We start from the raw sequence: 24419 nt of genomic DNA, 5'->3' as shown, positions 1-24419 counted from the left end.
TTTGCTTTTAGTAAATTAATGCAATTATATCCAAAATTACTAAGGGTGAGGTTAATGAAAATTTTCTTGAGTGTCGTACTTGTTTTACTTGCATTATTGTCACTTGCATTTGATATTGATAAAAATGCATTGGAACTTTACTACCAAAGTTTTGATCGAGCCGTGTACTCGTTTGCTTTAGCAAAAGGACTCAATGCAGTAATATCCGTAATTCAAAGTTCGGAGATAAACGTCAGCTTTTTTGTAGGAGCTACCGTAGGTCTGGGTGAGATACTCGACCCACTAAATGATTTGGTAGAGCGTTTTTCATGGATTATGCTTGCATCTTCTGTATCTATAGGTATTCAGCATCTTTTGTTGATAATGGCTAAAACACTCTTTATAAAAGTTACTCTTTTAGTTGCGGTAGTAGCTACTTTAATAGTCATGTGGGTAAAAAAACTTCATAATTCAACTGCATTTTTATTATTGTTAAAAATAGTCGTATTGCTTCTAGTTTTACGTTTTGGAGCAGTTATATTTATATATACGAATGAAGCTTTTTATAACAATATCTATTCTCAAAACTATAAAAGTTCAACTATTTTTATAAGTGAATATAAAAGTGATTTGGAGGAGATTCAAAAAGAAAAAAGAGATTTGAAATCTTATTGGGAAGAGTTTGAACAGAAAATGGAAATTTTTTCAAAAAAAGTAATAAAACTGATAACAATATTTGTGGTCACTACGGTTATATTTCCACTCCTATTTTTATGGTTTTTTTATATACTTCTAAAATCGGTTTTTAATTTAGAATTTGATAAAAACAAAGTTATGTTAATGCTAAGTCACAGGTAAGCCGAATTTTTGAGTTATTAACTCCCCTTCGTCATTAAAAAACAGGTAATATAGCATATCTTTTTTTACACTTAGTCCCGCTAAATATCTAAGTGCCAAATTTGCTTGTAAACTAGCTATATGCATAACTATAGGAGCGGCAATACCTGCAGGTGTTTTATTTATTATTTTAAATGCATCGCTAAAAGATGCGTTTTGTATAAAACAAACTTGTCCGTGAAAAGCTTCAACGCTTCCATATACCCAAGGAAGATTTTTCTTTTTTGCATATGTATTTATATCGCCTCTTGTAGGTAAGTTGTCCGTAGCATCGATAATAAGGTCAATCTCAATATTTTTAGCCGCCCATGTATTAAAGTCGCAGTTATGGGAATATGCTTTTACATACGGACATCTATCTTCTATGATTTTAGCGTTTATCTCAGCTTTATTTTTACCTTCATCTTCAACTTTAAAAGCAATTTGACGGTGGACATTATGTAGGCTTACTTCATCAAAATCTATCATATGAATCTCACCGATTCCGCTAGCACCTAAAGCATAAGCTAAAGAACTACCTAAGCCGCCCGAACCTATTATGGCAATTTTTTTATTTTGAAGTTTTATTTGTGTTTCTTCTCCCCAAAGTTGAACTTGGCGATGAAAATATTGCATCATATTAAACCCTCGTAGTAGCTTATTTTGTGATAAAAAAGTGATTATATCATAATTTTTTTTAATATTATAAAAGTTGCTAGATTTTTGACAAATTTTCTCTAAAAGCCCACACTCTTCTGGATTTTACAACTTCTAAATGATTCATTTGGACTATCATCAACTCTTCTTTGTTCCCTAGATGCTCAAGTAGTTCGCCGTTTGGAGAAGCTAGCAGTGAGTCCCCGTAAAAATTCCATAAAAAATCTTTATCGTCGTAGTCGCCTATACGATTGGCTCTTAAAATATATATGTTATGCGTAAAAGCACGTGAGAGTATAAGTGCTTTCCATCTCTCGTATGAATCAAAAGTTGATACACCGGGGAGTAAAAGACAGTCTATATTTTTATCTTTTAATTTTTCAAACATCTCATCAAAATGTATCTCATAACCGTTCATAATTGCAAACTTAAAACCCTCTATTTTGAAAATCAGGGGAGTTTTTAACTCTTCTTGCTCATTTGAGAAATATTTTTTTTCATTCCAATGCGGATAGTTTATAAGAAGTTGTTGTTGATAGTATGATGTAGAACTCGGTGCAAATTTTACGACATATTTATAAATTTTATCTTTTTTAACAATAACCATCGGTGCTACTATAGTTATATGGTATGTATTTGATAACTCTTTAAGCATCTTTATTTGAAAATCTGCCTGTTCTTTTATCATGCTCAGGCTCATTGACTCTAACTCTTTAAAAAAAGGGTTGAGAATATATTCACCCAAAAGGAGTAGCTTTACTCCTTTTTTGTTGGCGATGCGTATGTAGTTATAGAGTTTTGTACTACTCATCCCTTGGGAACTTAGTTGCAGTACGGCTGCTCTCATTATGAGTTCTTAATCTCTGTAATTTTTATCTGTGCATCTTCTAGTATTTTTTGAGCCTCTTGAAGTTCTTTGATACCTTTTTCATATGCTTTTACGCTGTCTTGCAAAGTGATTTCGGGATTCATCAGAGTCTCTAATGTCTTTTTTGCATTTTCAAGTTTTGTCTCGAAGTTTGTATTTTCTTTACTCATCTAATGCCTCTTTTATATAAAAATCAAATTTTTCCAACTCTACTAAAAATGCATCGTGCCCGTAATCACTTTGTATATCGATATATTTGTGATTTGTCTGAGCGTTTTCGTTTAAAACATCATCTATATGTTTCATCTCATCGCTTTTAAATAACATATCGTTGCTAAAGCTTATTAGATGCAGTTTTGCGGTTATTTTCTGAAGCGCTTCTGCTAAAGAATCAAATCCACGTGAGAGGTCGTAAATATTTATGGCTTTTGTAATATAAAGATAAGCCAATGGGTCAAACCATTTTGTAAAGTTATAACCGTTGTACTCTAAATATGATTCAACTTGAAATTTACCAAAAAGCTCATATAAACCATCGGTTCTTTTATACTCACGACCAAACTTTTCATCCATTGATTCATGTGATAAAAAGCTTATGTGTCCTGCCATGCGACCAACCGCCATACCGCTTAGACCATTCTCTTTTATAACTTCCGGGTCATAATAACCTTGTTTGAATTCAGGGTCTTTAAGTATAGACTCAGATGCAACTTTATTAAATGCAATAGCCCATGGCTGTGTAGCATAAGTTGTAGCCAAAGCGATTATCTTTTTTGCAAAGTTAGGGTAGTGTATAGCAAACTGAAGGGCTTGCATACCGCCCATACTTCCACCTATAATCGCTTCAACTCTGTGGATATCAAGCCTGTCAAAAAGGATGCGTTGAGCTTTTACCATATCTTTTATAGTAACTACCGGAAATTTATAACGATACGGTTCATGATGCGGATGTTTTGGACTCATCGGTCCGGTTGAGCCAAAACATGAGCCTATTACATTAGTACATATTACAAAGTATTTATCGGTATCTACAGCTTTGCCGCTGCCTATGAGTCCGTCCCACCAACCTGCTTTTCTCTCATCTTCATAAGTACCCGCCGCATGGTGGCTTCCCGTGAGTGCATGACAAACTACAACAACATTACTTTTGTCCTCGTTTAACTCACCGTATGTCTCATAAGTTATATCGTAAGGTTCTAATATACGTCCACTCTCAAGGTAGAGTGGATTAGTAAAATGTTCTGTATGTGTTTGTAGATTTAAACTCAAGTTTTATGCTTCTTAAAAATAATTTTTATTATTCTAGCAAAAATGGCTTAATATTAATATATATCAGGCTTCTAAAGCTTGTTTCATATCGGCTATCAAATCTTTTGAGCTCTCAAGCCCGCATGAAATACGGATAAGTCCTGCAGGAACACCACAAGCATCCAACTCTTCGGCAGATAACTGTTGGTGAGTCGTAGAAGCAGGGTGAGTGATGATTGATTTGCTATCACCTATATTTACAACAAGTGAGTAAAGCTCGGTTGCATTTACTATTTTTTCAGCCGCAGCCATATCTTCAACTTCAAAACTAAGCAGACCTGAACATAAGCCGTTTTCAAAGTACTTTTGTGCCATTTCATAGTTAGAGTTACTTTTAAGTCCTGGGTAGTTCACTTTTTTAACCTTAGGATGTGACTCTAAGAATGTAGCTAATTCAAGTGCATTTTTAGAGTGTTCACGCATACGCAGACTAAGATGCTCCATACCTTGGATAAACAGCCATGAGTTAAACGGTGAGCTTACAGCTCCTAAATCACGAAGCAGGCTTAAACGTGCACGAAGTGTAAAAGGCGGTAAGGGTACATCTGTATAAACTAAACCGTGGTACGATGCATCCGGTTCGTTAAAGTGTGCATAACGTGCATTTCCTTTTAGTTTATCTATAAGACCTTTTCTCTCAACAAGTATTCCGCCGATCGCAAGTCCTTGACCGGTTGTGTATTTAGAAGCACTGTGAACAGTTATATCAGCACCGCGTTCTAGTGGACGACAAAGTACAGGAGTCGCAACAGTATTATCAACTACAGTTAATATGTTGTATTTATCCGCTATTGCTACAATCGCATCTATATCTGCTACATCTATACTTGGGTTTGTTAAAGACTCAAAAAAGATAACTTTAGTTTTGTCATCTACAAGCTCTTCTATGGCAGCAGGATTATGTACGTCAAAAAATCTAGCTTCTATACCGAAACGCTTCAGTGTATGAGCAGTTTGAGTTAAACTTCCGCCGTAAAGTTGTTTTGCACAAACTATATTGTCACCCGCTTCAGCAGCATTTGCAATAGCAAAAAATATAGCACTCATACCGCTTGATGTAGCAAGTGCAGCTTCTCCACCCTCTAGTGCTGCAAAACGTTTCTCAAACACATCGGTTGTAGGATTGTTTAGACGTGTGTAGATATTGCCTAACTCTTTTAGTGCAAAAAGGTTTGCTGCGTGTTCTACATCACGAAATTCATATGCAGTTGTTTGGTAGATAGGAACTGCCATAGTCCCCTGAGTATCTTTCTCATAACCTGCATGAAGTGCTGAAGTTTGTAGTTCCATAAAATTATCCCTTAAGTATAATAAAAATTAATTTGATAATTTTATCACAATATGCTTAATTAAATGCCTAAATAGTTTAGCAATTTATTTAAACGCTTTAGTTCTTTATTCGCTTGTTTATGTTTAGGATCTATTTGAAGTGTTTGCTCATAAGCTATTTTAGCCTTTTTTAAATAAGGTATATTTTTAGTTTTATAACCTACTTGATAATGTGCATGTGCAAAACCATAGTATGAATTCTCATGTGTTGGATTGTGCTGAATTGATTTTGTGAAATATTCTATGGAATCATTATATTTTTTTTCATCATATAGTAGTTTTGAGGCAATACCGTAATAGCCTTTTGCTAAGTGGTAATGAGCCATACCAAAGTCTCTTAGCTGTAATGATCTATTAGCATATATAATAGCTTGTTTATAGTCTTTTATACGATTTAAAAAGCTAGCATAATTAACTAATGCCCAAGGTGAATCAGGATTTAATTTAATATCTTCTTGATATAGTTCATGAACTTTTTTGTATTCTTTTATACTTCTATAATATGTAGTCAAATGACTGTAACAAGCAGTCTTAACCCATATTTCATCAGTATTTTTTAAAATATTTTTAGCAATATCTGCTGCTCTTTTATAGTTTTTTTCTTCTTTTGCAATTTTAGCATTAAGAAATTCTTTTCTAAAGGGACTAGAAGACATGTTTTTAGATTTTTCAGCAATATTTTTTGCTTTTTGAAGGCCTTGAGAAGTATGTTCAACTATGTATGTTGTAGCCAAAAAGTTTTGAGCATCAAAAAAGTTTGGGTCTTTTTTTATCGCTTCTAAAACTAAAGATCTTGCTTTTTTAATATGCTCTTTAGAATAGTTATCTCCTCTTATATAACCCATATGAAGTTCTATCCTTGCTTTAATAACAAGAGAATACTTACTATCTGGATCTCTTCTGTAAAGCTCATTGGAAAGGTCTGTTATATTGTTAAAAGCACCAACTTCTCCATAATAAGAATTCAATAAAATACTTATTTTGTTAAATAGATTTTTATCTTTTAAATTTTTAATGTTTTTTGGTATTTCTATAGTGCTTTTATTATTACTTTGAGTGTATGCTAATTCTTTAATTTGTTTGTTTAAAAATTTATTATTTTGTTTATTATTTTGCTTATAATAATTTAATACCTTATCATTAAAATCTTTACTTTTATAAAGTTGAGGTAAATCTATATTTGTGATTTTATTAAAAATATTTGTATCTTTTTTTTCTACCGCATCCAATAGTCTCTTTCTTGTATATGCGATAATCTTATTATGTTGTTTTTCTAATTTTCTTAATTGTTTTAAATAGTCTTTTTTGAAGTTTTTATTGGTTGATTTATCAGCTTTTATTCCTAGGTCTAGTGTTTGTTTTTTATTCTCTAAATAGTTTATTACTTCATATCTTAATACATCAATATCACGTAGTTTAGAAATATCTTTGCTTGATTTATAAATTGGCGTTCCAAGTTGAGCGTAAATAGATGGGTAATTTTCATTAGAGTACACTAATGAGTAAAGTAAGAAAGATACAATTAATATGATTTTCATGATTGTTTCCATTTAATTTTTTATATTATAACAAAATTAAATCTAATTTAGCATCTATAAACTATATAAATAGTAGTTAGTTTAAGTAGTTTATTCGTAGATGACTATCGTTCCTGAGAGTAGGTCGTGTAGTGCACGTTTATCTTTTCTAAATCCAACCATCAAAAATCCGATAAGAAGTGCTAAAGTAGAGATTATATAGCCAAGTGAACGCGTAATAGCTTGTTTATTATTTATATCTTCTAAAGTATTTGCATCTACTATTTTAATTTTAAGATATTTTTTACCCGGAGTCGCACCACGCCATCTTCGCCAAAAAATTATAGATACGATAAGTATAGAAAATTCAAAAAGCAGTTCCCATTTCATAGACATTTGAGGTTGATTTGTAAGTGCATAGTGTGCATTTCCTGCCATTGCTGCCTGCATATTAAGCTGATATTGTGCAAAATCAAACCATTCACCGCCGCTTAAAAAGTAGATTATAACAGCAACGGGAATAGCTAAAAACAGGGTGTCAAGAAAGGATGCTAAAAATCGTATCCAAAATCCGGCATACTTTACTTCAGACATTTTCTAAACATGATAATTCGGTGCTTCAGCCGTTATTTGAACATCGTGAACGTGGCTCTCTTTAAGACCTGCACTCGTAATCTCAACAAATTCGGCTTTATCCCAAAAAGTCTCTATATCTTTACTTCCACAGTAACCCATAGATGCACGCAGCCCTCCCATCATTTGATGAACTATTCCCGCAATGCTTCCTCTAAATGGTACACGACCCTCAATTCCCTCAGGAACAAGTTTATCAGCAGCTGTACCTTCTTGGAAGTATCTATCGTTAGAACCTTTTTGCATAGCTCCGATACTTCCCATACCACGATATGATTTGTATTGACGTCCTTGATATTGAATAGTCTCTCCCGGAGATTCTTCAGTCCCTGCTAATAAACTTCCCGCCATAATACAGCTAGCACCGACTGCTAATGCTTTTGCTAAATCACCTGAGTATTTGATACCACCATCAGCAATAATAGGCACACCCGCTTTTCTACCTGCCTGTGCACACTCATCGATTGCAGAGATTTGTGGAACACCGACACCTGCCACGATACGTGTAGTACAGATTGAACCAGGTCCAATTCCAACTTTAACAGCATCTGCTCCCGCTTTTGCTAAAGCTTCAACAGCTTCACCTGTAGCAACATTACCTGCAATGATATCAACAGCTAACTCTTTTTTGATTTGTTGTACAGTATCAATAATACCTTTAGAGTGCCCGTGAGCCGAATCTAAAACTAAAACATCTACACCCGCATCTACAAGTGCTTTTGCTCTATCCATTTGACCGACACCTATAGCCGCACCTACGACTAGACGACCAAAATCATCTTTGTTAGAATTTGGATATGCTATACGTTTTTTAATATCTTTGATAGTAATAAGACCTTTTAAAAAACCGCTTTCGTCTATAATAGGTAGTTTTTCGATTTTGTGTTGGTGCATTACATCAGCTGCATCATCTAAACTTATGCCTGAATTAGCAGTAACAAGAGGCATAGGTGTCATAACTTCCGATACCATTTTACGCATATCTTTCTCAAATCTCATATCACGGTTTGTAAGGATTCCAAGAAGTTTGTTGTGACCGTCAACAACAGGTACTCCTGAGATTTTATATTCAGCCATTAATGCATCTGCATCGGCAAGTGTAGCATCAGGATTTACATAAATAGGGTCTATAATGATTCCACTCTCAGATTTTTTAACTTTTTTAACTTGTTTACATTGAGATTCGATATCCATATTTTTATGGATAATCCCGATTCCGCCAAGTCTTGCCATAGCAATAGCGGCACGGTATTCCGTAACAGTATCCATAGCGGCAGATACCATTGGAATTTTTAGAGTTATATTTTTAGTAAGTTTTGTTTCAAGATTTACCTCTTTTGGTAAAACCTCTGAATACTTAGGAACTAAAAGTACGTCTTCAAATGTTAATGCTTTTTTGCGAATATTCATGTGGGAATCCTTTTTTGCTGATGTTTATGTAAATGTAATTATACCCGTTTTGTTGTTAAAAAGTTCTAAAAGATAAAAGCTAAGTAGTTGTGTTGACAATAGTTGTTTTAACAAGTATAATGCCGTTAATTTTTTAAAAGGCAGTGTTATGAAGTTTGACATGGATGAATCTTTTGGCTATTTGATTAACAGGTTGGCAATAACAAGTAAGAACAGCTTTAATAAACAGATAAAACGCTACGGTGTATCTCCTGAACAGTGGATTATACTATATAGGGTAGTTGAAAAAGACGGTATAGCCCAAAAAGAACTCTCAGACTCAACTTTTAAAGATCAGGGTAATTTAACAAGAATGATTGATAAACTTGTCGAAAAAGGATATCTTTTAAGAGATAGTGACGATAATGACAGACGTTCGGTAAAACTTTTTGCCACACAAAGTTCTAAACAGTTGGTGGAGAAGATAGCCCCTTTATCACAAATTCAAAATGAAAAATTATCAGAGAGCTTTACAGAGGATGAAAAAATAAAATTTATTGAGCTTCTAAACAAAGCATATACAAATATTAAATAGGAAATAAATTGATAAATTTGTTTGATAGAAATAAAAACTTTAATATTCTGCTTGCAGGCATATTAAGTATAGTAGTAGGAGTGGGCGTAGCAAGATTTGCTTTTACTACATTACTTCCTGCAATGTTGGAAGATTTTTTAAGTGTCACAAATGCAGGACTGTTCGCATCTTTTAATTATGCAGGATACCTTAGCGGTGCAGTGTTTAGTATATTTATGAAAGACATAAATGTAAAAGTGAGATTTTTTAGAATAGGGATGATACTTAGCATACTTACCACACTTGTACTTGCAACTACTACAAACGAGACTCTTTGGTTTGTATCGCGTGTAATTGCAGGTTTTGGCTCGGCCATGGTTTTGATAGTCGGCGGTGCGATAGTAATGTTAAAGATAAACTATGAAGACAAAACAAAAGCTATGGGGATGCACTTTACGGGGATAGGTGTAGCCATAACCGTTACTGAACTGACAAGTCAGTATGTTCTTAAAAGCTCGACTTGGAGCGATGCATGGATGGTACTTACAATACTTGCGTTTGTAATCTCTTTTTATGTTATATATATACTATCGTTTGATAAAGAGTTAAAAAAAGAAGCGCCTAAACACAAGGTGTCCAAATCTATGTTCACTCCTTATGTGATACTTCTTATCCTTGCTTATTTTACAGCAGGTGTGGGGTTTGTTGTTCAGGCTACTTTTTTCCCTGATATTATAAACTCACTCGAAGGACTTGAAGGCTCAGGAAGTCTTGGTTGGCTTATAGTAGGTGTTGCAGGAATTCCATCAGCTATATTTTGGATGAGAATGGCGCATAAATATGGAAGTGTAGATATTATCATAATTACATTTGTGCTTCAAATTATAGGGATACTTATACCGACGTTTACGAATAATATATACTTAAACCTATTAAGCGGTGCATTGTACGGAAGTACGTTTATAGCCCATGTCGCTCTTTTTATGCATTACGGCGGAAAACTAGCAGGTGCGAATCCGGTAATTTTTATGGGTGCTATGACTGCGGCTTACGGTGTGGGACAGGTTGGTGCGCCTTTATACAGTGTAGCTTTGTTTGAGAGATATGGAAACTACAATGCCTCTTTATATGTGACTGCTTTTATAGTGTCACTGGGCATTGTATTTTTGTTAAGTGCCAAAAAAGTAATTAAGACTACTTAGAGAAGTTTACTTCTCTCTCTAAACTAAGTGCACCGTCAAAAAGAGTTTGTTCTTCATAAGCATTAGCAATTAGTTGTAGTCCAACAGGCATACCGTTGTCGCTTTTGCTGATCGGAAGTGAAAGAGCAGGAAGACCTGCAAGGTTTACGCTGATTGAGTATAAATCGCTTAGATACATATCCATAGGATTTGATAACTCGCCGAACTTTGGTGCAATCCCAGGTGCAATAGGCGATAAAATCAAATCAACGTCTTTAAAGATATTTTCATATTGCTCTTTAATCATATGTCTTGTTTTTTGAGCTTTTACATAATATGCTTCATAGTAACCGCTACTTAAAACAAAGTTTCCAAGCATGATACGGCGTTTAACTTCATCACCGAAACCTTGGCTTCTTGTATTTACAAAAGTCTCTTCTAGGTTCTTACCCTCTACACGGTTACCGTAACGGATTCCGTCATAACGTGCTAAGTTGGTTGCAGCTTCTGCAGTTGCAGTGATATAGTAAGCAGAGATGTCAAACTTGGCATCCATAAGCTCATAGTTTACTATCTCATGACCTGCATTTTCAAGTGAAGCTATAGCTTTCTCATATGCATTTTTAACATCGGTACTTGCATTTTCAACATGCTTAGGAAGTACTGCGATTCTTAGTTTTCTATCTGCATCTAGTTTGTCTGAGACTTTATCATCTTTTGGTGCTGAAGTTGAGTCTTTTACGTCATGTCCGCTGATTATGTCATAAAGTATAGCCGCATCTTCTACGTTTTGTGTCATCGGACCGATTTGGTCAAGGCTAGACGCATATGCACCTAAACCGTAACGGCTAACACGTCCGTATGTAGGTTTCATTCCTACGATTCCACAAAATGAAGCAGGTTGGCGGATAGAACCACCGGTGTCGCTTCCAAGTGCTGCTACGGCTAAACCTGCAGCTACCGCAGCTGCACTTCCACCGCTACTTCCTCCCGGAACATATTCTGGATTATGAGGATTTTGTGTTTTTCCGTAGAAACTTGATTCGGTAGTTGAACCCATAGCAAACTCATCCATGTTTGTGCGACCAAACGGGCTAAGTCCGGCTTTTAGCATCTTCTCTATTACTGTAGCGTTATAAGGTGCGATGTATCCTTGAAGAATGTTTGAACCGGAAGTTACAGACCAGTTTTTAACTTGAATGTTGTCTTTTATGGCAACAGGCACGCCGTCACCTACGTTATCAACACTGATATACGCATTTAATTCTGGATTTGCTTCTATTTTTGCTTTTAAATCGTCTTTAAATTTTACTAATTCTTCTTTATTTAATTTTAGAGCTTCTTTTAGAGTAATCACAAATTTTCCTAACATTTTTAAAATTATTTTTTGTATTATAGCCAAATATGTACATATTTTCTTTAAGCTGTTTTATTGTCTTGTATATGATAAAATCTCCTAACGAGGTGTAAAATGTTTTATACTAAAAGTGTTGAAGATACTTTATTGAGTCTTGAATGTACAAAAGAAGGACTAAGTTCAAAAGAAGCAAAAGAGAGAATTATACATTATGGAGAAAACTCCATACCAGAAGGAAAGAAGAGTAGTCTTTTTGGTATTTTTTTAGAACAGTTTAAAAGCCCCATAATATATGTACTTCTTTTTGCGGCAATCATCTCTTTTATCATAAAAGAGTTTGGAGATGCAGGCTTTATTTTGGCAGTATTATTCATAAACGCTTTTATAGGTACATATCAAGAATATAATGCAAATTTAAGAGCGGATGCATTAAAAAAAGTTTTAAAAACATACGTAACTGCTTTAAGAGACAATAAAAAAATTCAACTTCTTAATGAAGAGATTACCGTCGGCGATATCATTTTTTTCGAATCTGGTATAAAAGTACCTGCCGATGTTAGACTGATAGAGACAAATGAACTTGAAGTAAACGAGTCTCTTTTAACGGGTGAATCTATAGATGTATATAAAGACTCCAAATATATATCTGAAGATATAGATGAGCCAATAGGTGACAGAAAAAATATGCTTTATGCAGGTTCAATGGTTACAAAGGGAAGGGGAATCGGAGTTGTAACTGCCGTATCGTACCAAAGTGAAATAGGTAAGATAGCACTTCTTCTATCAAAATCAAAAGTATCAAAAGCCCCTTTGGTCATGAGAATGGAAAAGTTCTCTTTTAATATTGCCAAGATAATAGCTATGTTTGTCCTTTTGATTATAGCAGTCGGTGTTTATCAACAATCGCCTTTAAAAGATATATTTTTCTTTACCGTTGCAATGGCAGTATCCACTATCCCTGAAGGGTTACCTGTAGCCATAACCGTAGCACTTAGTGTTGCGAGTGCAGCTATGAGTAAAAGAAATGTAATTGTTAGAAAACTCTCGGCTATTGAGGGGCTTGGTTCTTGTACACTTATAGCAAGTGATAAAACAGGAACTATGACACAAAACAAACTGAGTGTCGAACACTTTATTACACCTGATAAAATCTACAGTGCGAAAGAAAACATAGATAAGAACATACTTCTTGGTGCAGTTTTGTGTAATGAAGCAGTGTTTAACAAAGATGAAAATGATTTTTATTTTATAGGCGATCAGGTTGATGTAGCCTTGGCTAAATATGCACTTGATATAGATGCTGACCTATTTAAGTTAAAAAATAGTCTTAATCCACTTGCATCTATAGCATATGAACCGCAAAACGGATACTCGGCAATATCTTATGAGATAGACTCTAAAAAAGTGGACTTTATAAAAGGCTCACCCGAAAACTAATCTTACAAAAATGTCAGCTTGATAAAGATAGTTTTGAGACACTTTTAAATCAAGTCGATACTTGGGCACTGGAGGGTTTTAGAAATAGCTTTTGCATATAAGACAAATGAAAAAGAGGGTATTGCAAAGGATGGTTATAACTATCTTGGATTTGCAGCTATTATGGATCCGCTTAGAGAAGGTGTAAAAGAAGCAGTCTCAAAAGCAAATACTGCAGGTATAGAGGTTGTTATGGTTACGGGAGATCATCCAAATACGGCCTTTTATATCTCAAAAGGTTTGGGTATCGTCATTAGTAAAGATGAGGTTATGGATGGTTTGTCGGTAAGCCATTGGCAAGAAAGGGGTGCGGATAAAGAAGAGATAGCTAATAAAAGAGTTTTTGCCCGTGTATCGCCACAGCAAAAACAGCTTATAGTAGAAAAGTTTCAAGCTTTAGGACATTTTGTAGCGGTAACGGGTGACGGTGTAAACGATGCCCCTGCTTTAAAATCTGCAAATATCGGTATATCTATGGGTAAAAGCGGAACCGACGTAGCTAGGGAATCTAGCGATATGATACTGACAGACGATGCATTCAGCTCCATAGTAAACGGTATAGAAGAGGGACGTGTAGCATATGACAACATACGTAAAGTTATACACCTTTTAATATCAACCGGATTTGCAGAGATAGTGCTTATAATGCTTTCTATGCTGTTTTTTACACCTATACCGCTTTTACCTGTGCAGCTATTGTGGTTAAACTTAGTTACAAACGGAATCCAAGATGTAGCACTTGGGTTTGAAAGAGCAGAACCGGGTGTATTAGAACGAAAAGCAAGAGATCCAAAAGAACCTATATTTAACGCTGTAATGATAAGCAGGGTCGTAGTCGGTGGATTATATATGGGTATATCTGCATTTGCAGTGTTTTATACTCTTTTGAGTTATGGTTATACGGAAGATATGGCAAGAAATATAACTTTGTTTTTAATGGTATTGTTTGAGAATGTGCACGTATTTAATTCAAGAACCGAAAAACACTCAATATTTAAGATTAATCATAGGAAAAATAAGTTTTTATGGATGTCGGTTATCGTTGCACAGGGTCTGCATCTAATCTCTATGTACACACCTTTTATGCAAAATATTTTAGATATTAAACCTATAGATGCAGAGATTTGGCTAATACTTTTAGTAATTGCACTTGCTTTAATCGCAGTTATGGAGTTTGAAAAAATATTACGCAAAAAATACTTAAAATAGATTTTCTTTTATAGTATTTTTTGAACAATAATTATATAAAGTGCAGAAGATTCTTTTTTGCCTTTTAACATCCTGATGTAAACTTTTAAGATAACATTCTTACCGTTTATACCGTGTTCTATATTGTAAGTTAATTCTTTTTGTGATGGTATATACTCTTTAATCTTACTAAAACCTATATGTTTTTTAAAAAACGGAATTTGGTCAAACATAATCTTAGTCGTTTCATTTTTAATATGAAACATCTTAAGGAAGTTTTTATTCATTGTAGTAAAAATACCTTTTGCATTCATATATGCAACGGCAAAAGGGAAGTAATCAAAACCGACTTTTAAACTTTTTACCTCTTTTGTTATCTGCTTATTGTTTTGTTGAAACAATTGGCTTATATCACTTCCTATTGCCACTAAAAAATTTTGATTTAGTTTTTTAATTTTTGAGACTTGCCATTTGATTTTGTAAATATTATCCTCAACATCTTTTAATGAAGTTACAAACTGCTGATTTTTAGAATCGCTTGAAAGCAATTCCGATAAGTATTTGTTCAAAGTCTCTATTTCCGCAGGTATAAAGTTTTCAAAAAAGTCTATGTTATGAACTTCTTCTTTAGTCATTCCGACCATTTTTAAAAAATGTTCGTTTGTATCTATAACTTTTCCCTGATCGCTTAAAACAACTATTATTGCACAGCTGGATATGCCCATTTCATGAAAACTTAGAGTTTCAAAAAGAGATTCTACATCGGTCTCTATAAAACTCATAAGAATACTATTTGCATTTTGAAGATAATTTATATTATAAAATTTTTGAAAAATTTCTATATTTTGCGTGGACAAACCGTGTGGATGTGCTTTTTCTTTATAAGAGTTTAGTAAGTGGATAAGCTCGTTTGTTAATACTAAATCTTCAGAATCAGTATTTTTTAAAAGCTCTTTCATTTTCTCATTTGCAAAGCTTATATCGTAAGACTCCTCTTTATCTTCTACTAAAAGAACAGGATTCCCCAAATCATAGACAAAGTTGTATATAAGATCCTTTTCTTGCATATTTTTCCCCTAAAAAATATTTTATATAAAACATTATATCACTTCAAACTCACTTACAACCTTATTCATCTCATAAAGTGAGTCCGGATTAAGTGAAATAGAGTCTATTTTATTCTCAACTAAAAATCTGGTTATTTCAGGATAATCAGAAGGAGCTTGACCGCAGATGCCTATATATTTGTTTTTGTCCTTGCAAACTTTTATAACCATTTTTAGCATCTCTTTTATGGCATCGTTTCTCTCATCAAAAATATGGGCTATTTTTGCACTGTCCCTATCTACTCCCAAAGTGAGTTGGGTTAAGTCGTTTGAACCTATGGAAAAACCATCAAACACTTCTAAAAACTGTTCTGCAAGAATCACGTTTGCGGGAATCTCACACATAGCATATATTTCAAGTGAGTTTTTACCTTGCATCAGACCTTGTTCATTCATAATTTTAATGACGTTTTTGCCCTCTTGCACTGTTCTTACAAATGGAAGCATTATTTTTACGTTTACAAGCCCCATATCATCACGTACATATTTTAGTGCTTGACACTCCCACTCAAAGGCTTCTTTATAACTCTCATCATAGTATCTGCTTGCTCCGCGGAAACCTATCATCGGGTTTTCCTCATATGCTTCATACTCAAATCCGCCGGGCATATTTTTATACTCGTTACTTTTAAAATCACTTGTTCTGACGATAACGCTCTTAGGGTAAAAAGCGGCAGCTATCATCCCTATGCCTTCAGAGAGTTTTTTTATAAAGAACTCCTTTGCATCCGTATATGGAGTCATAAAAAGTCGGATTGAATCCTCGTCTTTTACTTTTTTACCTTTATACATATCAACCAAAGCCATCGGATGCGTGTTGATGGAGTTGTTCATTATAAATTCCATTCTGGCAAGTCCCACTCCGTCATTTGGAATTTGTGAGAGTTTAAAAGCTTGAGATGGGTCTGCTACATTCATATAAAGCTTTGTTTTTGTTGTCTTTAACTCATCTAGGTTTATATCTTTTACCGAGTAGTCCAAAATCCCTTCATATATTAACCCATCTTCACCATCTGCACAACTAACCGTAACTTCTTGATTGTTCTTTAAAACATCTGTAGCATCGGTGCATCCGACAACGGCACTTACCCCAATCTCACGTGCAACTATAGCTGCATGGCAAGTACGACTTCCTTTGTCCGTCACGACTGCCGAAGCTTTTTTCATTAACGGTTCCCAGTCGGGATTTGTAGTAGATGCAACTAAGACTTCGCCTGCTTGAAACTCTGAAAACTCGGATATATCATTTATTATATGAACTCTCCCGCTTCCTATACGCTCACCTGCCGCTATCCCTTTTGTCAGTACTTTGGCATCTTTACTTTTTAGTTCATACTTTTTAAAGTTTGAATCTTTTTGCTTTTTACTTTGAACGGTCTCGGGTCTAGCCTGAACTATATAAAGTTTTAAATCATTTGCATCTTTAGCCCATTCTATATCCATAGGTTTTTTGTAATGGTTTTCTATGATAAGTGCTTGTTTTGCCAAAGATATCAGATCTTCATCATTTATGGAAAAGCTGTTTTGCTCATCTTGGCTTGTCGGGATATTTAGAGTGTTTTTTCCATCATCCGTGTAAATAAGCTTTTCTTTTTTACTACCTAGTGAGCGTTTTAAAATAGTGTTTATACCTTTTTTTAGAGTAGGTTTATATACTAAAAACTCATCCGCATTTACACGTCCGCTAACTATGTTTTCACCAAGTCCCCATATGGAATTTATAAGGACTAAATCTTTAGAACCGCTTTGCGTATCAATGGAAAACATAACTCCGCTTGATGATGAATCACTTCTGACCATTTTTTGCACACCTACGGAGAGTGCTACTTTAAAATGATCATATCCGCGGGAATCTCTGTAGCTAATTGCGCGATCGTTAAACAGGGATGCAAAGCATAGATGCACAGATTCAAGAAGTTTAGCAGGGCTGTTTATGTTTAAAAAAGTCTCCTGCTGTCCTGCAAAAGAAGCATCGGGTAAGTCTTCAGCAGTTCCTGATGAGCGAACGGCTACGTCAATTGAATTCGAGTCATATTCTTTTGAGAGTTTTTTATATGCATCTGAAATCTCGTTTTGCAACTCTTTTGGCAGTTGTGTGTTTAGTATAAGTTCTCTTACTTTTTTTGCTTTTTTTTGCAGCTCTGAAGTATTTGTAGCATCCAGATCTTTTAGCGTGTCGTGTATTTTCTTTTTTAGATTATCTTGTTGCAAAAGCAACCAGTAGGCATCACTTGTTGTTGCAAAACCGTTTGGGATGTTAATTTCATCTTTTGAGAGTTGGTTATACATCTCACCTAGAGATGCATTTTTACCGCCTACTTTTGGAATATCATTTATTGAAAGATCTTCAAAAAAACATATATATTTCATAAGATATCCTTTAATTATAGATTTGTATTTTTTAGTTCAAAGAATCCCAAACATCGTGTTTATTAAAATACCAAAGTGCAAATGGAATTTCAAACGTAAAAAAACTAAGTACGCTAAACCAAAACCAATCAAGCGTAAAAAACAAGGCATCAAACTCTATGTATGAGCCGTAAAATAAAAAAGCGGATATGCTAAGGGCTACTACAAAAGAGATAAAATCGTATTTTGCCAACTCTATGGCATTTGCTCCGGCTATACGCGGAAAAAACCAAAAGTATGAGAACGATAATATTGAGATATTTAGAAGTATAATTATCAGTTCAGGGTTATGCATTATCTATTATCCTTTTTAATTCTTCTCCGTCTATAACCTCTTTTTTTATAAGTTCCTGTGCAACTGCATCTATAGCGCTCCATAGTCGCTTTACTTCATTTTGGGTATGCTTTTGTGCTTTGTCCAACCAGGATAAGATTCTTTGTTCTATTTTGTCTTCAAAAAGCATTTTACCTGTACCCATATCCAAGCCGCTTATATTTATATATCCAAGTTCCTCATCCATACCAAAAATTGCAATGGCGGCATATATCTGCATTGTCGCAGCTTCAAGGTCACTCATAGCACCTGTCTCCATACCGTCCTCACCGAACTTTTGCATCTTTGCAACTCTTCCTGCAAGTAACACGCATACATCGTTAAAAAGTTCCTCTTTGGAAGTAGCATCTATATACTCTTCATTATGATATGAAACAAAACCAAGACTCTCGCTTCTTGGAGCTACCGTTACTTGTTCAATCTTGATACTCGGTAAAAGTACATAAGATAAAACTGCATGACCCGCTTCATGGTAAGCAGTTTTTGCCATCGATTTTTCTATGTCGCGTATCTGTTTGTTCTCTAGTTTTGTGCCGTATTTTATAATGTTTATTTGCTCAAGCAAAATGTCCTCGCTTAACTCCTTTAAACCTTTACGAGCAGCATATAAAGAGGCTTCTTGACCTATTCGTTTGAGTTCATCGCCGCCCATACCTGAGATATAACGCACGACTTTTTCAACATCTATATTTTTGTTATGCGGTTTTTTCAAAATTTCTTCTATAAAAAAGCGTCTTGCATCCATGTCTAGTTTTGGAACTTCTATATGTATGTCTATTCTATTTGCTTGCAACAGATCACTCGGCAAGTCATTTGTACTTAGAGTAAGAATAGTAAAGATGGGTGACTCAAAACTCTGGTTTAGTTTGTCAAGCTCCTCTATAATAGGTTCAATGTTCATAGATGAGAGCATACCACCGACAATACCTTGTATATCTATATCTTCAAATATTATAACGGCTGGGGCTTGCTTATATGCTTTTGCATAGACCTCTTTAATCTTGTTTGTATCAAAAAGGTTTGATCCGCTAATAGTAATATAGGGCATATTTGCCTCATGTGCAAAAGCACGGGAGAGAAGTTTTTTACCCATACCTATGGGTCCGTAAAGAAACATCCCTTTGGGAATATTTAGCCCGAAATGTTCTAGTTTCTGCGGGTCTTTAAAAAGTTTTACTATTTCGCTTAGTTCATCTTTTACTTTTTTGTGTCCTGCAATATCTTTAAAGGAGATATCTGAGATATGAAAATCTTCATGAGACTTAAGCTCTATCGTGTTTTGTATATAGGTTGCATCTTCTATACAACAAGTTAGTTCAGAATCCAAAACGTCTATTTTCCATGTCAAATCTACTATTTTATGTTTTTGTGTAGTATTTCTTACAAAAAGTTCTTTATTTTCCAAGATTTTTTGTAAAAATAGTTTTGCTTCTTTAGATACTTTGTAGTTTATTTGGGAAGTATCGTCTTTTAGTTTTAGGGCATCGTAGATGCTGTTAAACATTAGTTTTGGTATCTTTTGCTTTATGTGCCTGGCATTTAGATATGGTGTAAGAGAGAGTGTTAAGAGTGATACAAACGAATCATAATCATCATAACAGATAGATATTTTACTTGTCTTTATAAAGTCTTGTGTCATCTCGTGTAAAGCCCTTGCGGCAATTTTTATAAGTGCGTTTAAACTGAGTTGATTAAAAGTGATAATAGTGTGTTCATTTAACAAAGAGAGTAGTTTTTTATCAAACGCCATCTCTACACCGTCTCCTATTACGACTTGTTCGGTAGTAAGTTTTTCTACTAAAAAAGTGTGTGCTTGGAGAGGATTGCTTTTTAAAAGTTTTTGTATATCTTTTCTTTTTATCAAAGATGAAAGGATAGTAGTTGTAAATACCACTATAACGTTTGAAAAATTTACTTCATTTTTTTCATAGTCGCTAAATAGCGTATAGAGTATTAGCTGGATTTGCAAGTCTGCTTTTTCCAAATCTTCAAAAACCAGTATAGATTTTGGATGTGTATTTACAAACTCTAAAATCTCTTTTTCAAAATTATCGCTGCTTATATTTTCGGATGAACTACCAAAACCGCCGTAACTTTCCATATAAAAAGTTTTTATATTATCAAGTGTATCGTTATGTCTTTGAAGTAGCTCACACAAGTAGTGTTTACCTGTGTTTGCAGCACCTATAAATGTAAAAACGGCACGAACGTTACTTTTTGCTTTTAAAATATCACTTTGTAAAAGTGTTTTTGTTACATTCTCAACAGCTAAATCCTGCTCAAAAAGCTTTTCTTTTATAGCTGTTTCAAGTTTTTTATATTCATCGCTGCTTTTCATTGGCTACTCTAATATATTTATTTTATTTCTTGAAGTGCCTTTATTACATCGTCTAAATTTTCTAAAGGGATATGTACTTTCCATTCAGGCTCATTTGCTTTACCCGATAAAGAAACACCTATACTAGCTACCGTATTGCTTCCCGGACCGTAAGGTTCTTCGATTTTCGTTACAGAGATTACACCTCTGTTTGTTCCTTTTAAATCAATAGTTTTAGACATCTTGTATCCTTTAAAATAGTTTACTATAAGTCTATCTTTTTATAGATGAAATTTCAATAGCTTATATTAAAGCATCGATATCTTCAAAATTTAAATTTTCTAATTTACAATAATCCCAATAATTTTAAACTTGCTTTTCCAAGCATAACTCGTTTGTTTGCATCCAAAGGTTTGTTAATATCGATATTTAAGGCAAAAGTGTAGGTATGTCCATCTTTTTTTATCCATCCTACCCACCAACCTACGCCTTTATCAGGTGCATTTTGCCAACCTGTTTTTCCATATAGTTCTAAATTTTTTCTTTTTTCGATTAAAACGATTTCTTTTACACTTTTTTGAATTTGTTTTGATAGAGGTAGCGTGTTTTGTGTAAGTTTTGCAAGAAACTTGCTTTGTTCCAATGCCGTAATTTTTAAAGGTCCATCAAGCCAAAACCTATCGACTACATTTCCGACCTCTTGATTGCCGTAATCTAGCTTTTTGAGCCACAATCGCATATCTTTTAAGCCGATACGTCTAGCTAGTTCCTGATAAATAGGTACATTGGATAATTTAATGGCTTCCCTTAATCCCATGTCATGTCCCCAAGCGGCAATGAAAGGTTTAGTTTCTCCTTTATATGGAAGAATTTCATCTACATTTTTTACAGTACCTTCTGCTAGCCCTATGAGTGAATTTGCAATTTTAAATGTAGATGCAGGGATATATCTTGTTTTGGCTCTGCTTTCATTATATCCGATAAATTTATTATTACTTACGTCGTAGAGTACAAAAGTGCCATTTATTTGTGCGTCATTAAATAACTTTGCTATTTCAGGTTTTTCTTCCCACCCAAAAGTGTATGTTTGAAAAAATACTAAAATAGCAATAATTCTAAAAGATATGATTTTTAAATTCATTTTTCCTCTGTTTGATTGAATATAATATCATATCATTTTATCGGTACATAAATCTCTGTTTGTAAATCTTGAACTTCAACTTCTCTGGGGTCAAGGTCAAGATACTTTTGAAATTGTGGTTCATCTCTTAGTTCCACACCGCTATCTACTATCCAATCTCCTATATTCTTATATGTTTTATCTAGTTGTTCATATGAACCATTATGCATAAATACGGCATATTTGCCACCGCTTAGTTGTTTTGCTTGTATTTTTCCGTTTGGTTTTATGGACTTGTCGTTTATCTCTAAACATGCGTCATATCTGATTTTATCGCTTTCAACGATAGCAGGATTATCATGAGCGATGCCGTATCTGAATTTAACTTTTCCTGATAAATCGTTTGCATATGCAAAATCAACTATTACATTCCATGCTTCATCTGCAGAAGTTCTATAGTCTCCTGTTTTTCTTGCATAAAGTACGTCTATAGGGTCTATATTTAGAATTTTAGGTTTTAACATCTTATCTCCTTTTCTCTTTTTTGCATTTTTTGAAAACTCTTTTGGAGTTATCCCAAAATGATTTTTAAAAGCTTTTGAAAAAGAGGCATTTGTTTCATATCCGCTTATTTGTGCGATTTGCGTAATATTTAGATTTGTCTTAAACTTCAAAGTTGTGCTTGATAGCCTTACTCTTCTGATATACTCACTCAAATTCTCACCTACGATTGATTTGAAAATTCTATGAAAATGGTATTTTGAAAAACCTGCAACTTTTGATAATTCCTCAAGAGTTAAATCTTCACTGTAATTTTGTTCAATATAAAAAATGACTTTGTATATACTTTGAAGATAATCATCTTTTGTTGTCTTTTTCATACTGCCTCTTAATTAAAAACTTTGTAGGAGAATTATAGAAAATTAAAAAAGTAAAAACTACTCCAAAATTGCTATTTTATTTTTTCCATTTTGGTTCAAAAGGAACTCTTTCACCGTCATTTGTAGTATATTCTTCAAGTGAATTTTCTTTAGATTGAATCACAATATATACCATTGTCTCTTCAGAATCATTTCTTATTCCTCTCACTCCATTTGGTGCAACTCTTATAACACTACCTTCTTCAATATTAAAATATTTGCCATCAACTTGAAAAAAACCATATCCTTTTAAAATAATATATGTCTCTTCATTTTTATAATGAATATGGAAATATGGCTGTTCTGTTTTAGGAGGAAGTGAATTAAATGAAATTTCCGAACCTGTTGCTTTTGTGGCTTCTTTTAAAAAAACTTTTCCTTCAATCTCTTGTTTGTTAACAGGATGAATTAAAGAATATTCCATTAACTTATCTAAATTACCTAAATTTATTGCAGTGTAATTTATATCTTCTGATAATTTTTTAATTTGTTTCATTTATTAGCTCCTTTTTATTTCAGGATTTTGTTATAAGTTACTGGCTTAAAATGTTCTACTGTAGGAAAAGGATTATAAAAATGGTGAAGTAATGTCTTCCACTCTTGATATTCTTCTGAACCTCTAAAACCTTCCGTATGATCTTCCAACAACTCCCAGTTTACAAGTAAAATATATCTATTTGGTGTTTCGATACACTTTTGCAATTGATGTGACACATAACCTTTAATTTTTGAAATAATGGACTGTGCTTTTTCAAATGCAATTTCAAAATCATTTTCCTGACCAACCTTTACATCTAAAATCGCTACTTCTAATATCATTTTATTTCCTTTGACTTATAACGTTTAAAATGAGCCGATAAATTGCCCGTAGGGTAATTTATTGGCTCCACTGATTTGTTGGCATCTCAGTTATTGAAGCTCGAAGCCAATAGTGGTTCTACAACCTCAAACCCTTTTGTCTTTTTGAATTTCATGTTGTATACAAAGTTTTCAAATGAATCTGATGGATCAATCAAATCCATATTCAGGGACTCAATAGTTTGTCTTGATACTGCGATAGATAGGATACATTGTTCTTCCATATGACCCGTTTTTGAATTAAGCATATTATCGATAGCATGAACTAAAACAAGTTCATCAGGTAAAATTGCTAATAGTTCGTTTCCGACTCTTAACATACAACTGCAAACATAATCTTGATACATTTCATAAAATTCACCTTTTGGCATTTTTTTAACTGATAGCTTTCCACTTTGGAGTAATGCTTTTTTTTCCATTGGAATTACATCTTGCCCATGTAAGTTTAATGTAGCTTCCAGAATATGACTTTCGCTGATTTCAAATTTTAATGAACTTCCAAGTTCTTGAATATCACTAAAAGGATTTAGTTCTTTTATGATTTCTAATTTAACTTCCAAGTCTCCAGATAAAAGTTTGTTTGCAAGATGGTGTTCATACTCCCATTCTGAACATTTTTCTTTCCACCCATCCATTTCTTTTTGATATATTTGTTCATCTTTTAGTTTTGCTTGTTCTCGTTGTTGTTCTTCTTTCCCCAGCAACTTGCTAAAAAAACCTACTTTAAATTGTTCTTCATTTTGATATTTTTGAGTAGGCTGAGATGGTTTAGTCGATTGTGCAATAGCATTCCAATCGATTAAATCGGTATGTTTTTTATGAACTGACAAAATTGTTTCAATATAATTCTCGTACTCTTCAACCTCATAGGCTGCTTGCTCCAACGCTTCAAGTTTTTGAAGTTCTTTATTGCGTTTTTGAATTTCTCTTTCTCGTCGTTCTGCTTCTCGCACACTTGCTCGATGCATTGCACCTAATGTGCGAACTGTACCTTTCCATCCCATTTAGATACTCCTTATATGA

Annotated in this window: 24 protein-coding genes; 5 read left to right on the top strand and 19 right to left on the bottom strand. The window is 33.9% G+C overall.

From position 1 onward, the window contains the following. Nucleotides 1-54 precede the first annotated feature (54 nt). Nucleotides 55-837: a hypothetical protein gene (locus FJR48_RS07880; RefSeq protein ID WP_152307601.1), complete on the top strand. Its 783-nt coding sequence runs from the start codon at nucleotides 55-57 to the stop codon at nucleotides 835-837. Here the strand turns inward: FJR48_RS07880 and FJR48_RS07875 are convergent. The 8 genes from FJR48_RS07875 to guaB form a co-directional block, all read right to left on the bottom strand. Further along, nucleotides 823-1494 (bottom strand): HesA/MoeB/ThiF family protein, encoded by a 672-nt coding sequence (locus FJR48_RS07875; protein ID WP_152307600.1) that lies wholly within the window; start codon nucleotides 1492-1494, stop codon nucleotides 823-825. The genes FJR48_RS07880 and FJR48_RS07875 overlap by 15 nt on opposite strands. A gap of 76 nt (nucleotides 1495-1570) precedes the next feature. Then, a complete protein-coding gene (locus FJR48_RS07870; protein WP_152307599.1) occupies nucleotides 1571-2359 on the bottom strand; it encodes a carbon-nitrogen hydrolase family protein in 789 nt (262 codons plus the stop codon). Next, entirely contained in the window at nucleotides 2359-2550 is a 192-nt protein-coding gene (xseB, locus tag FJR48_RS07865) for an exodeoxyribonuclease VII small subunit (protein WP_152307598.1), read from the bottom strand. Before xseB ends, FJR48_RS07870 begins: the two co-directional genes overlap by 1 nt. Then, nucleotides 2543-3649: a homoserine O-acetyltransferase MetX gene (gene metX / locus FJR48_RS07860; RefSeq protein WP_152307597.1), complete on the bottom strand. Its 1107-nt coding sequence runs from the start codon at nucleotides 3647-3649 to the stop codon at nucleotides 2543-2545. The genes xseB and metX overlap by 8 nt, the downstream gene beginning before the upstream one ends. Nucleotides 3650-3712: 63 nt before the next feature. Further along, nucleotides 3713-4978: an O-acetylhomoserine aminocarboxypropyltransferase/cysteine synthase family protein gene (locus FJR48_RS07855; RefSeq protein ID WP_152307596.1), complete on the bottom strand. Its 1266-nt coding sequence runs from the start codon at nucleotides 4976-4978 to the stop codon at nucleotides 3713-3715. A 59-nt stretch (nucleotides 4979-5037) separates the two neighbouring features. Then, nucleotides 5038-6555, bottom strand: coding sequence for a tetratricopeptide repeat protein (locus tag FJR48_RS07850; protein ID WP_152307595.1), 1518 nt, complete (start codon nucleotides 6553-6555; stop codon nucleotides 5038-5040). 90 nt (nucleotides 6556-6645) lie between these two features. Continuing rightward, nucleotides 6646-7128, bottom strand: a complete 483-nt coding sequence (locus FJR48_RS07845; protein WP_152307594.1) for an RDD family protein — start codon at nucleotides 7126-7128, stop codon at nucleotides 6646-6648. Between the two features lie 3 nt (nucleotides 7129-7131). Further along, nucleotides 7132-8577 (bottom strand): IMP dehydrogenase, encoded by a 1446-nt coding sequence (gene guaB, locus FJR48_RS07840; RefSeq protein ID WP_152307593.1) that lies wholly within the window; start codon nucleotides 8575-8577, stop codon nucleotides 7132-7134. 148 nt (nucleotides 8578-8725) lie between these two features. Between guaB and FJR48_RS07835 the strand changes: the two genes are divergently transcribed. Together FJR48_RS07835 and FJR48_RS07830 are read left to right on the top strand one after the other, a co-directional pair. Next, the gene (locus FJR48_RS07835; protein ID WP_152307592.1) at nucleotides 8726-9151 is read left to right on the top strand and encodes a MarR family winged helix-turn-helix transcriptional regulator; all 426 of its coding nucleotides are present in this window, start codon (nucleotides 8726-8728) and stop codon (nucleotides 9149-9151) included. 8 nt (nucleotides 9152-9159) lie between these two features. Then, on the top strand, nucleotides 9160-10332 hold the full coding sequence (locus tag FJR48_RS07830; RefSeq protein ID WP_152307591.1) for a YbfB/YjiJ family MFS transporter: 1173 nt from the start codon (nucleotides 9160-9162) through the stop codon (nucleotides 10330-10332). Here FJR48_RS07830 and gatA read toward each other — a convergent pair. Continuing rightward, nucleotides 10325-11668 carry an Asp-tRNA(Asn)/Glu-tRNA(Gln) amidotransferase subunit GatA gene (gene gatA / locus FJR48_RS07825; protein ID WP_152307590.1) on the bottom strand — a complete coding sequence of 448 codons (1344 nt, stop codon included), beginning with the start codon at nucleotides 11666-11668 and terminating at the stop codon, nucleotides 10325-10327. The two genes, FJR48_RS07830 and gatA, sit on opposite strands and share 8 nt — an antisense overlap. 114 nt (nucleotides 11669-11782) lie before the next feature. Here gatA and FJR48_RS07820 point away from each other — a divergent pair, with 114 nt between their 5' ends. Continuing rightward, nucleotides 11783-13105 carry a cation-translocating P-type ATPase gene (locus FJR48_RS07820; protein ID WP_152307589.1) on the top strand — a complete coding sequence of 441 codons (1323 nt, stop codon included), beginning with the start codon at nucleotides 11783-11785 and terminating at the stop codon, nucleotides 13103-13105. A gap of 48 nt (nucleotides 13106-13153) precedes the next feature. Further along, entirely contained in the window at nucleotides 13154-14353 is a 1200-nt protein-coding gene (locus FJR48_RS07815) for an HAD-IC family P-type ATPase (protein WP_347402096.1), read from the top strand. 8 nt (nucleotides 14354-14361) lie between these two features. Here the strand turns inward: FJR48_RS07815 and FJR48_RS07810 are convergent, their stop codons facing one another. From FJR48_RS07810 to FJR48_RS07765, 10 genes are all read right to left on the bottom strand, one after another. After that, nucleotides 14362-15399, bottom strand: a complete 1038-nt coding sequence (locus tag FJR48_RS07810; RefSeq protein ID WP_152307587.1) for a PAS domain-containing protein — start codon at nucleotides 15397-15399, stop codon at nucleotides 14362-14364. A gap of 33 nt (nucleotides 15400-15432) precedes the next feature. Next, on the bottom strand, nucleotides 15433-17808 hold the full coding sequence (ppsA, locus tag FJR48_RS07805; RefSeq protein WP_152307586.1) for a phosphoenolpyruvate synthase: 2376 nt from the start codon (nucleotides 17806-17808) through the stop codon (nucleotides 15433-15435). A gap of 31 nt (nucleotides 17809-17839) precedes the next feature. Next, nucleotides 17840-18142: a hypothetical protein gene (locus FJR48_RS07800; protein WP_152307585.1), complete on the bottom strand. Its 303-nt coding sequence runs from the start codon at nucleotides 18140-18142 to the stop codon at nucleotides 17840-17842. Continuing rightward, a complete protein-coding gene (locus FJR48_RS07795; RefSeq protein ID WP_152307584.1) occupies nucleotides 18135-20519 on the bottom strand; it encodes an AAA family ATPase in 2385 nt (794 codons plus the stop codon). The genes FJR48_RS07800 and FJR48_RS07795 overlap by 8 nt, the downstream gene beginning before the upstream one ends. Before the next feature lie 17 nt (nucleotides 20520-20536). After that, nucleotides 20537-20740: a hypothetical protein gene (locus FJR48_RS07790; protein ID WP_152307583.1), complete on the bottom strand. Its 204-nt coding sequence runs from the start codon at nucleotides 20738-20740 to the stop codon at nucleotides 20537-20539. A 104-nt stretch (nucleotides 20741-20844) separates the two neighbouring features. Further along, nucleotides 20845-21639 carry a class D beta-lactamase gene (gene blaOXA, locus FJR48_RS07785; protein WP_152307582.1) on the bottom strand — a complete coding sequence of 265 codons (795 nt, stop codon included), beginning with the start codon at nucleotides 21637-21639 and terminating at the stop codon, nucleotides 20845-20847. A 32-nt stretch (nucleotides 21640-21671) separates the two neighbouring features. Beyond that, on the bottom strand, nucleotides 21672-22499 hold the full coding sequence (locus tag FJR48_RS07780) for an AraC family transcriptional regulator (protein ID WP_152307581.1): 828 nt from the start codon (nucleotides 22497-22499) through the stop codon (nucleotides 21672-21674). 76 nt (nucleotides 22500-22575) lie between these two features. Further along, nucleotides 22576-23034, bottom strand: a complete 459-nt coding sequence (locus tag FJR48_RS07775) for a cupin domain-containing protein (protein ID WP_152307580.1) — start codon at nucleotides 23032-23034, stop codon at nucleotides 22576-22578. A gap of 14 nt (nucleotides 23035-23048) precedes the next feature. Further along, nucleotides 23049-23357: an antibiotic biosynthesis monooxygenase family protein gene (locus FJR48_RS07770; RefSeq protein ID WP_152307579.1), complete on the bottom strand. Its 309-nt coding sequence runs from the start codon at nucleotides 23355-23357 to the stop codon at nucleotides 23049-23051. 86 nt (nucleotides 23358-23443) lie between these two features. Further along, entirely contained in the window at nucleotides 23444-24400 is a 957-nt protein-coding gene (locus tag FJR48_RS07765) for a hypothetical protein (protein WP_152307578.1), read from the bottom strand. Nucleotides 24401-24419: the final 19 nt, after the last annotated feature.

The organism is Sulfurimonas lithotrophica (genome assembly GCF_009258225.1).
GTDB lineage: Bacteria > Campylobacterota > Campylobacteria > Campylobacterales > Sulfurimonadaceae > Sulfurimonas > Sulfurimonas lithotrophica.
Note: the sequence above shows the minus strand (reverse complement) of the source record. Positions and strands in the feature narration are given on the sequence as shown.

What these genes read in the sequence shown, in the direction of transcription:
- FJR48_RS07800 (WP_152307585.1), bottom strand. Translation starts at nt 18,142, where the DNA reads ATGCATAACCCTGAACTGATAATTATACTTCTAAATATCTCAATATTA.
- FJR48_RS07765 (WP_152307578.1), bottom strand. Translation starts at nt 24,400, where the DNA reads ATGGGATGGAAAGGTACAGTTCGCACATTAGGTGCAATGCATCGAGCA.
- FJR48_RS07780 (WP_152307581.1), bottom strand. Translation starts at nt 22,499, where the DNA reads ATGAAAAAGACAACAAAAGATGATTATCTTCAAAGTATATACAAAGTC.
- FJR48_RS07770 (WP_152307579.1), bottom strand. Translation starts at nt 23,357, where the DNA reads ATGATATTAGAAGTAGCGATTTTAGATGTAAAGGTTGGTCAGGAAAAT.
- FJR48_RS07855 (WP_152307596.1), bottom strand. Translation starts at nt 4,978, where the DNA reads ATGGAACTACAAACTTCAGCACTTCATGCAGGTTATGAGAAAGATACT.
- FJR48_RS07790 (WP_152307583.1), bottom strand. Translation starts at nt 20,740, where the DNA reads ATGTCTAAAACTATTGATTTAAAAGGAACAAACAGAGGTGTAATCTCT.
- FJR48_RS07810 (WP_152307587.1), bottom strand. Translation starts at nt 15,399, where the DNA reads ATGCAAGAAAAGGATCTTATATACAACTTTGTCTATGATTTGGGGAAT.
- FJR48_RS07820 (WP_152307589.1), top strand. Translation starts at nt 11,783, where the DNA reads ATGTTTTATACTAAAAGTGTTGAAGATACTTTATTGAGTCTTGAATGT.
- FJR48_RS07835 (WP_152307592.1), top strand. Translation starts at nt 8,726, where the DNA reads ATGAAGTTTGACATGGATGAATCTTTTGGCTATTTGATTAACAGGTTG.
- FJR48_RS07845 (WP_152307594.1), bottom strand. Translation starts at nt 7,128, where the DNA reads ATGTCTGAAGTAAAGTATGCCGGATTTTGGATACGATTTTTAGCATCC.
- FJR48_RS07870 (WP_152307599.1), bottom strand. Translation starts at nt 2,359, where the DNA reads ATGAGAGCAGCCGTACTGCAACTAAGTTCCCAAGGGATGAGTAGTACA.
- blaOXA (WP_152307582.1), bottom strand. Translation starts at nt 21,639, where the DNA reads ATGAATTTAAAAATCATATCTTTTAGAATTATTGCTATTTTAGTATTT.
- FJR48_RS07875 (WP_152307600.1), bottom strand. Translation starts at nt 1,494, where the DNA reads ATGATGCAATATTTTCATCGCCAAGTTCAACTTTGGGGAGAAGAAACA.
- FJR48_RS07775 (WP_152307580.1), bottom strand. Translation starts at nt 23,034, where the DNA reads ATGAAACAAATTAAAAAATTATCAGAAGATATAAATTACACTGCAATA.
- FJR48_RS07850 (WP_152307595.1), bottom strand. Translation starts at nt 6,555, where the DNA reads ATGAAAATCATATTAATTGTATCTTTCTTACTTTACTCATTAGTGTAC.
- xseB (WP_152307598.1), bottom strand. Translation starts at nt 2,550, where the DNA reads ATGAGTAAAGAAAATACAAACTTCGAGACAAAACTTGAAAATGCAAAA.
- ppsA (WP_152307586.1), bottom strand. Translation starts at nt 17,808, where the DNA reads ATGAAATATATATGTTTTTTTGAAGATCTTTCAATAAATGATATTCCA.
- FJR48_RS07795 (WP_152307584.1), bottom strand. Translation starts at nt 20,519, where the DNA reads ATGAAAAGCAGCGATGAATATAAAAAACTTGAAACAGCTATAAAAGAA.
- FJR48_RS07880 (WP_152307601.1), top strand. Translation starts at nt 55, where the DNA reads ATGAAAATTTTCTTGAGTGTCGTACTTGTTTTACTTGCATTATTGTCA.
- guaB (WP_152307593.1), bottom strand. Translation starts at nt 8,577, where the DNA reads ATGAATATTCGCAAAAAAGCATTAACATTTGAAGACGTACTTTTAGTT.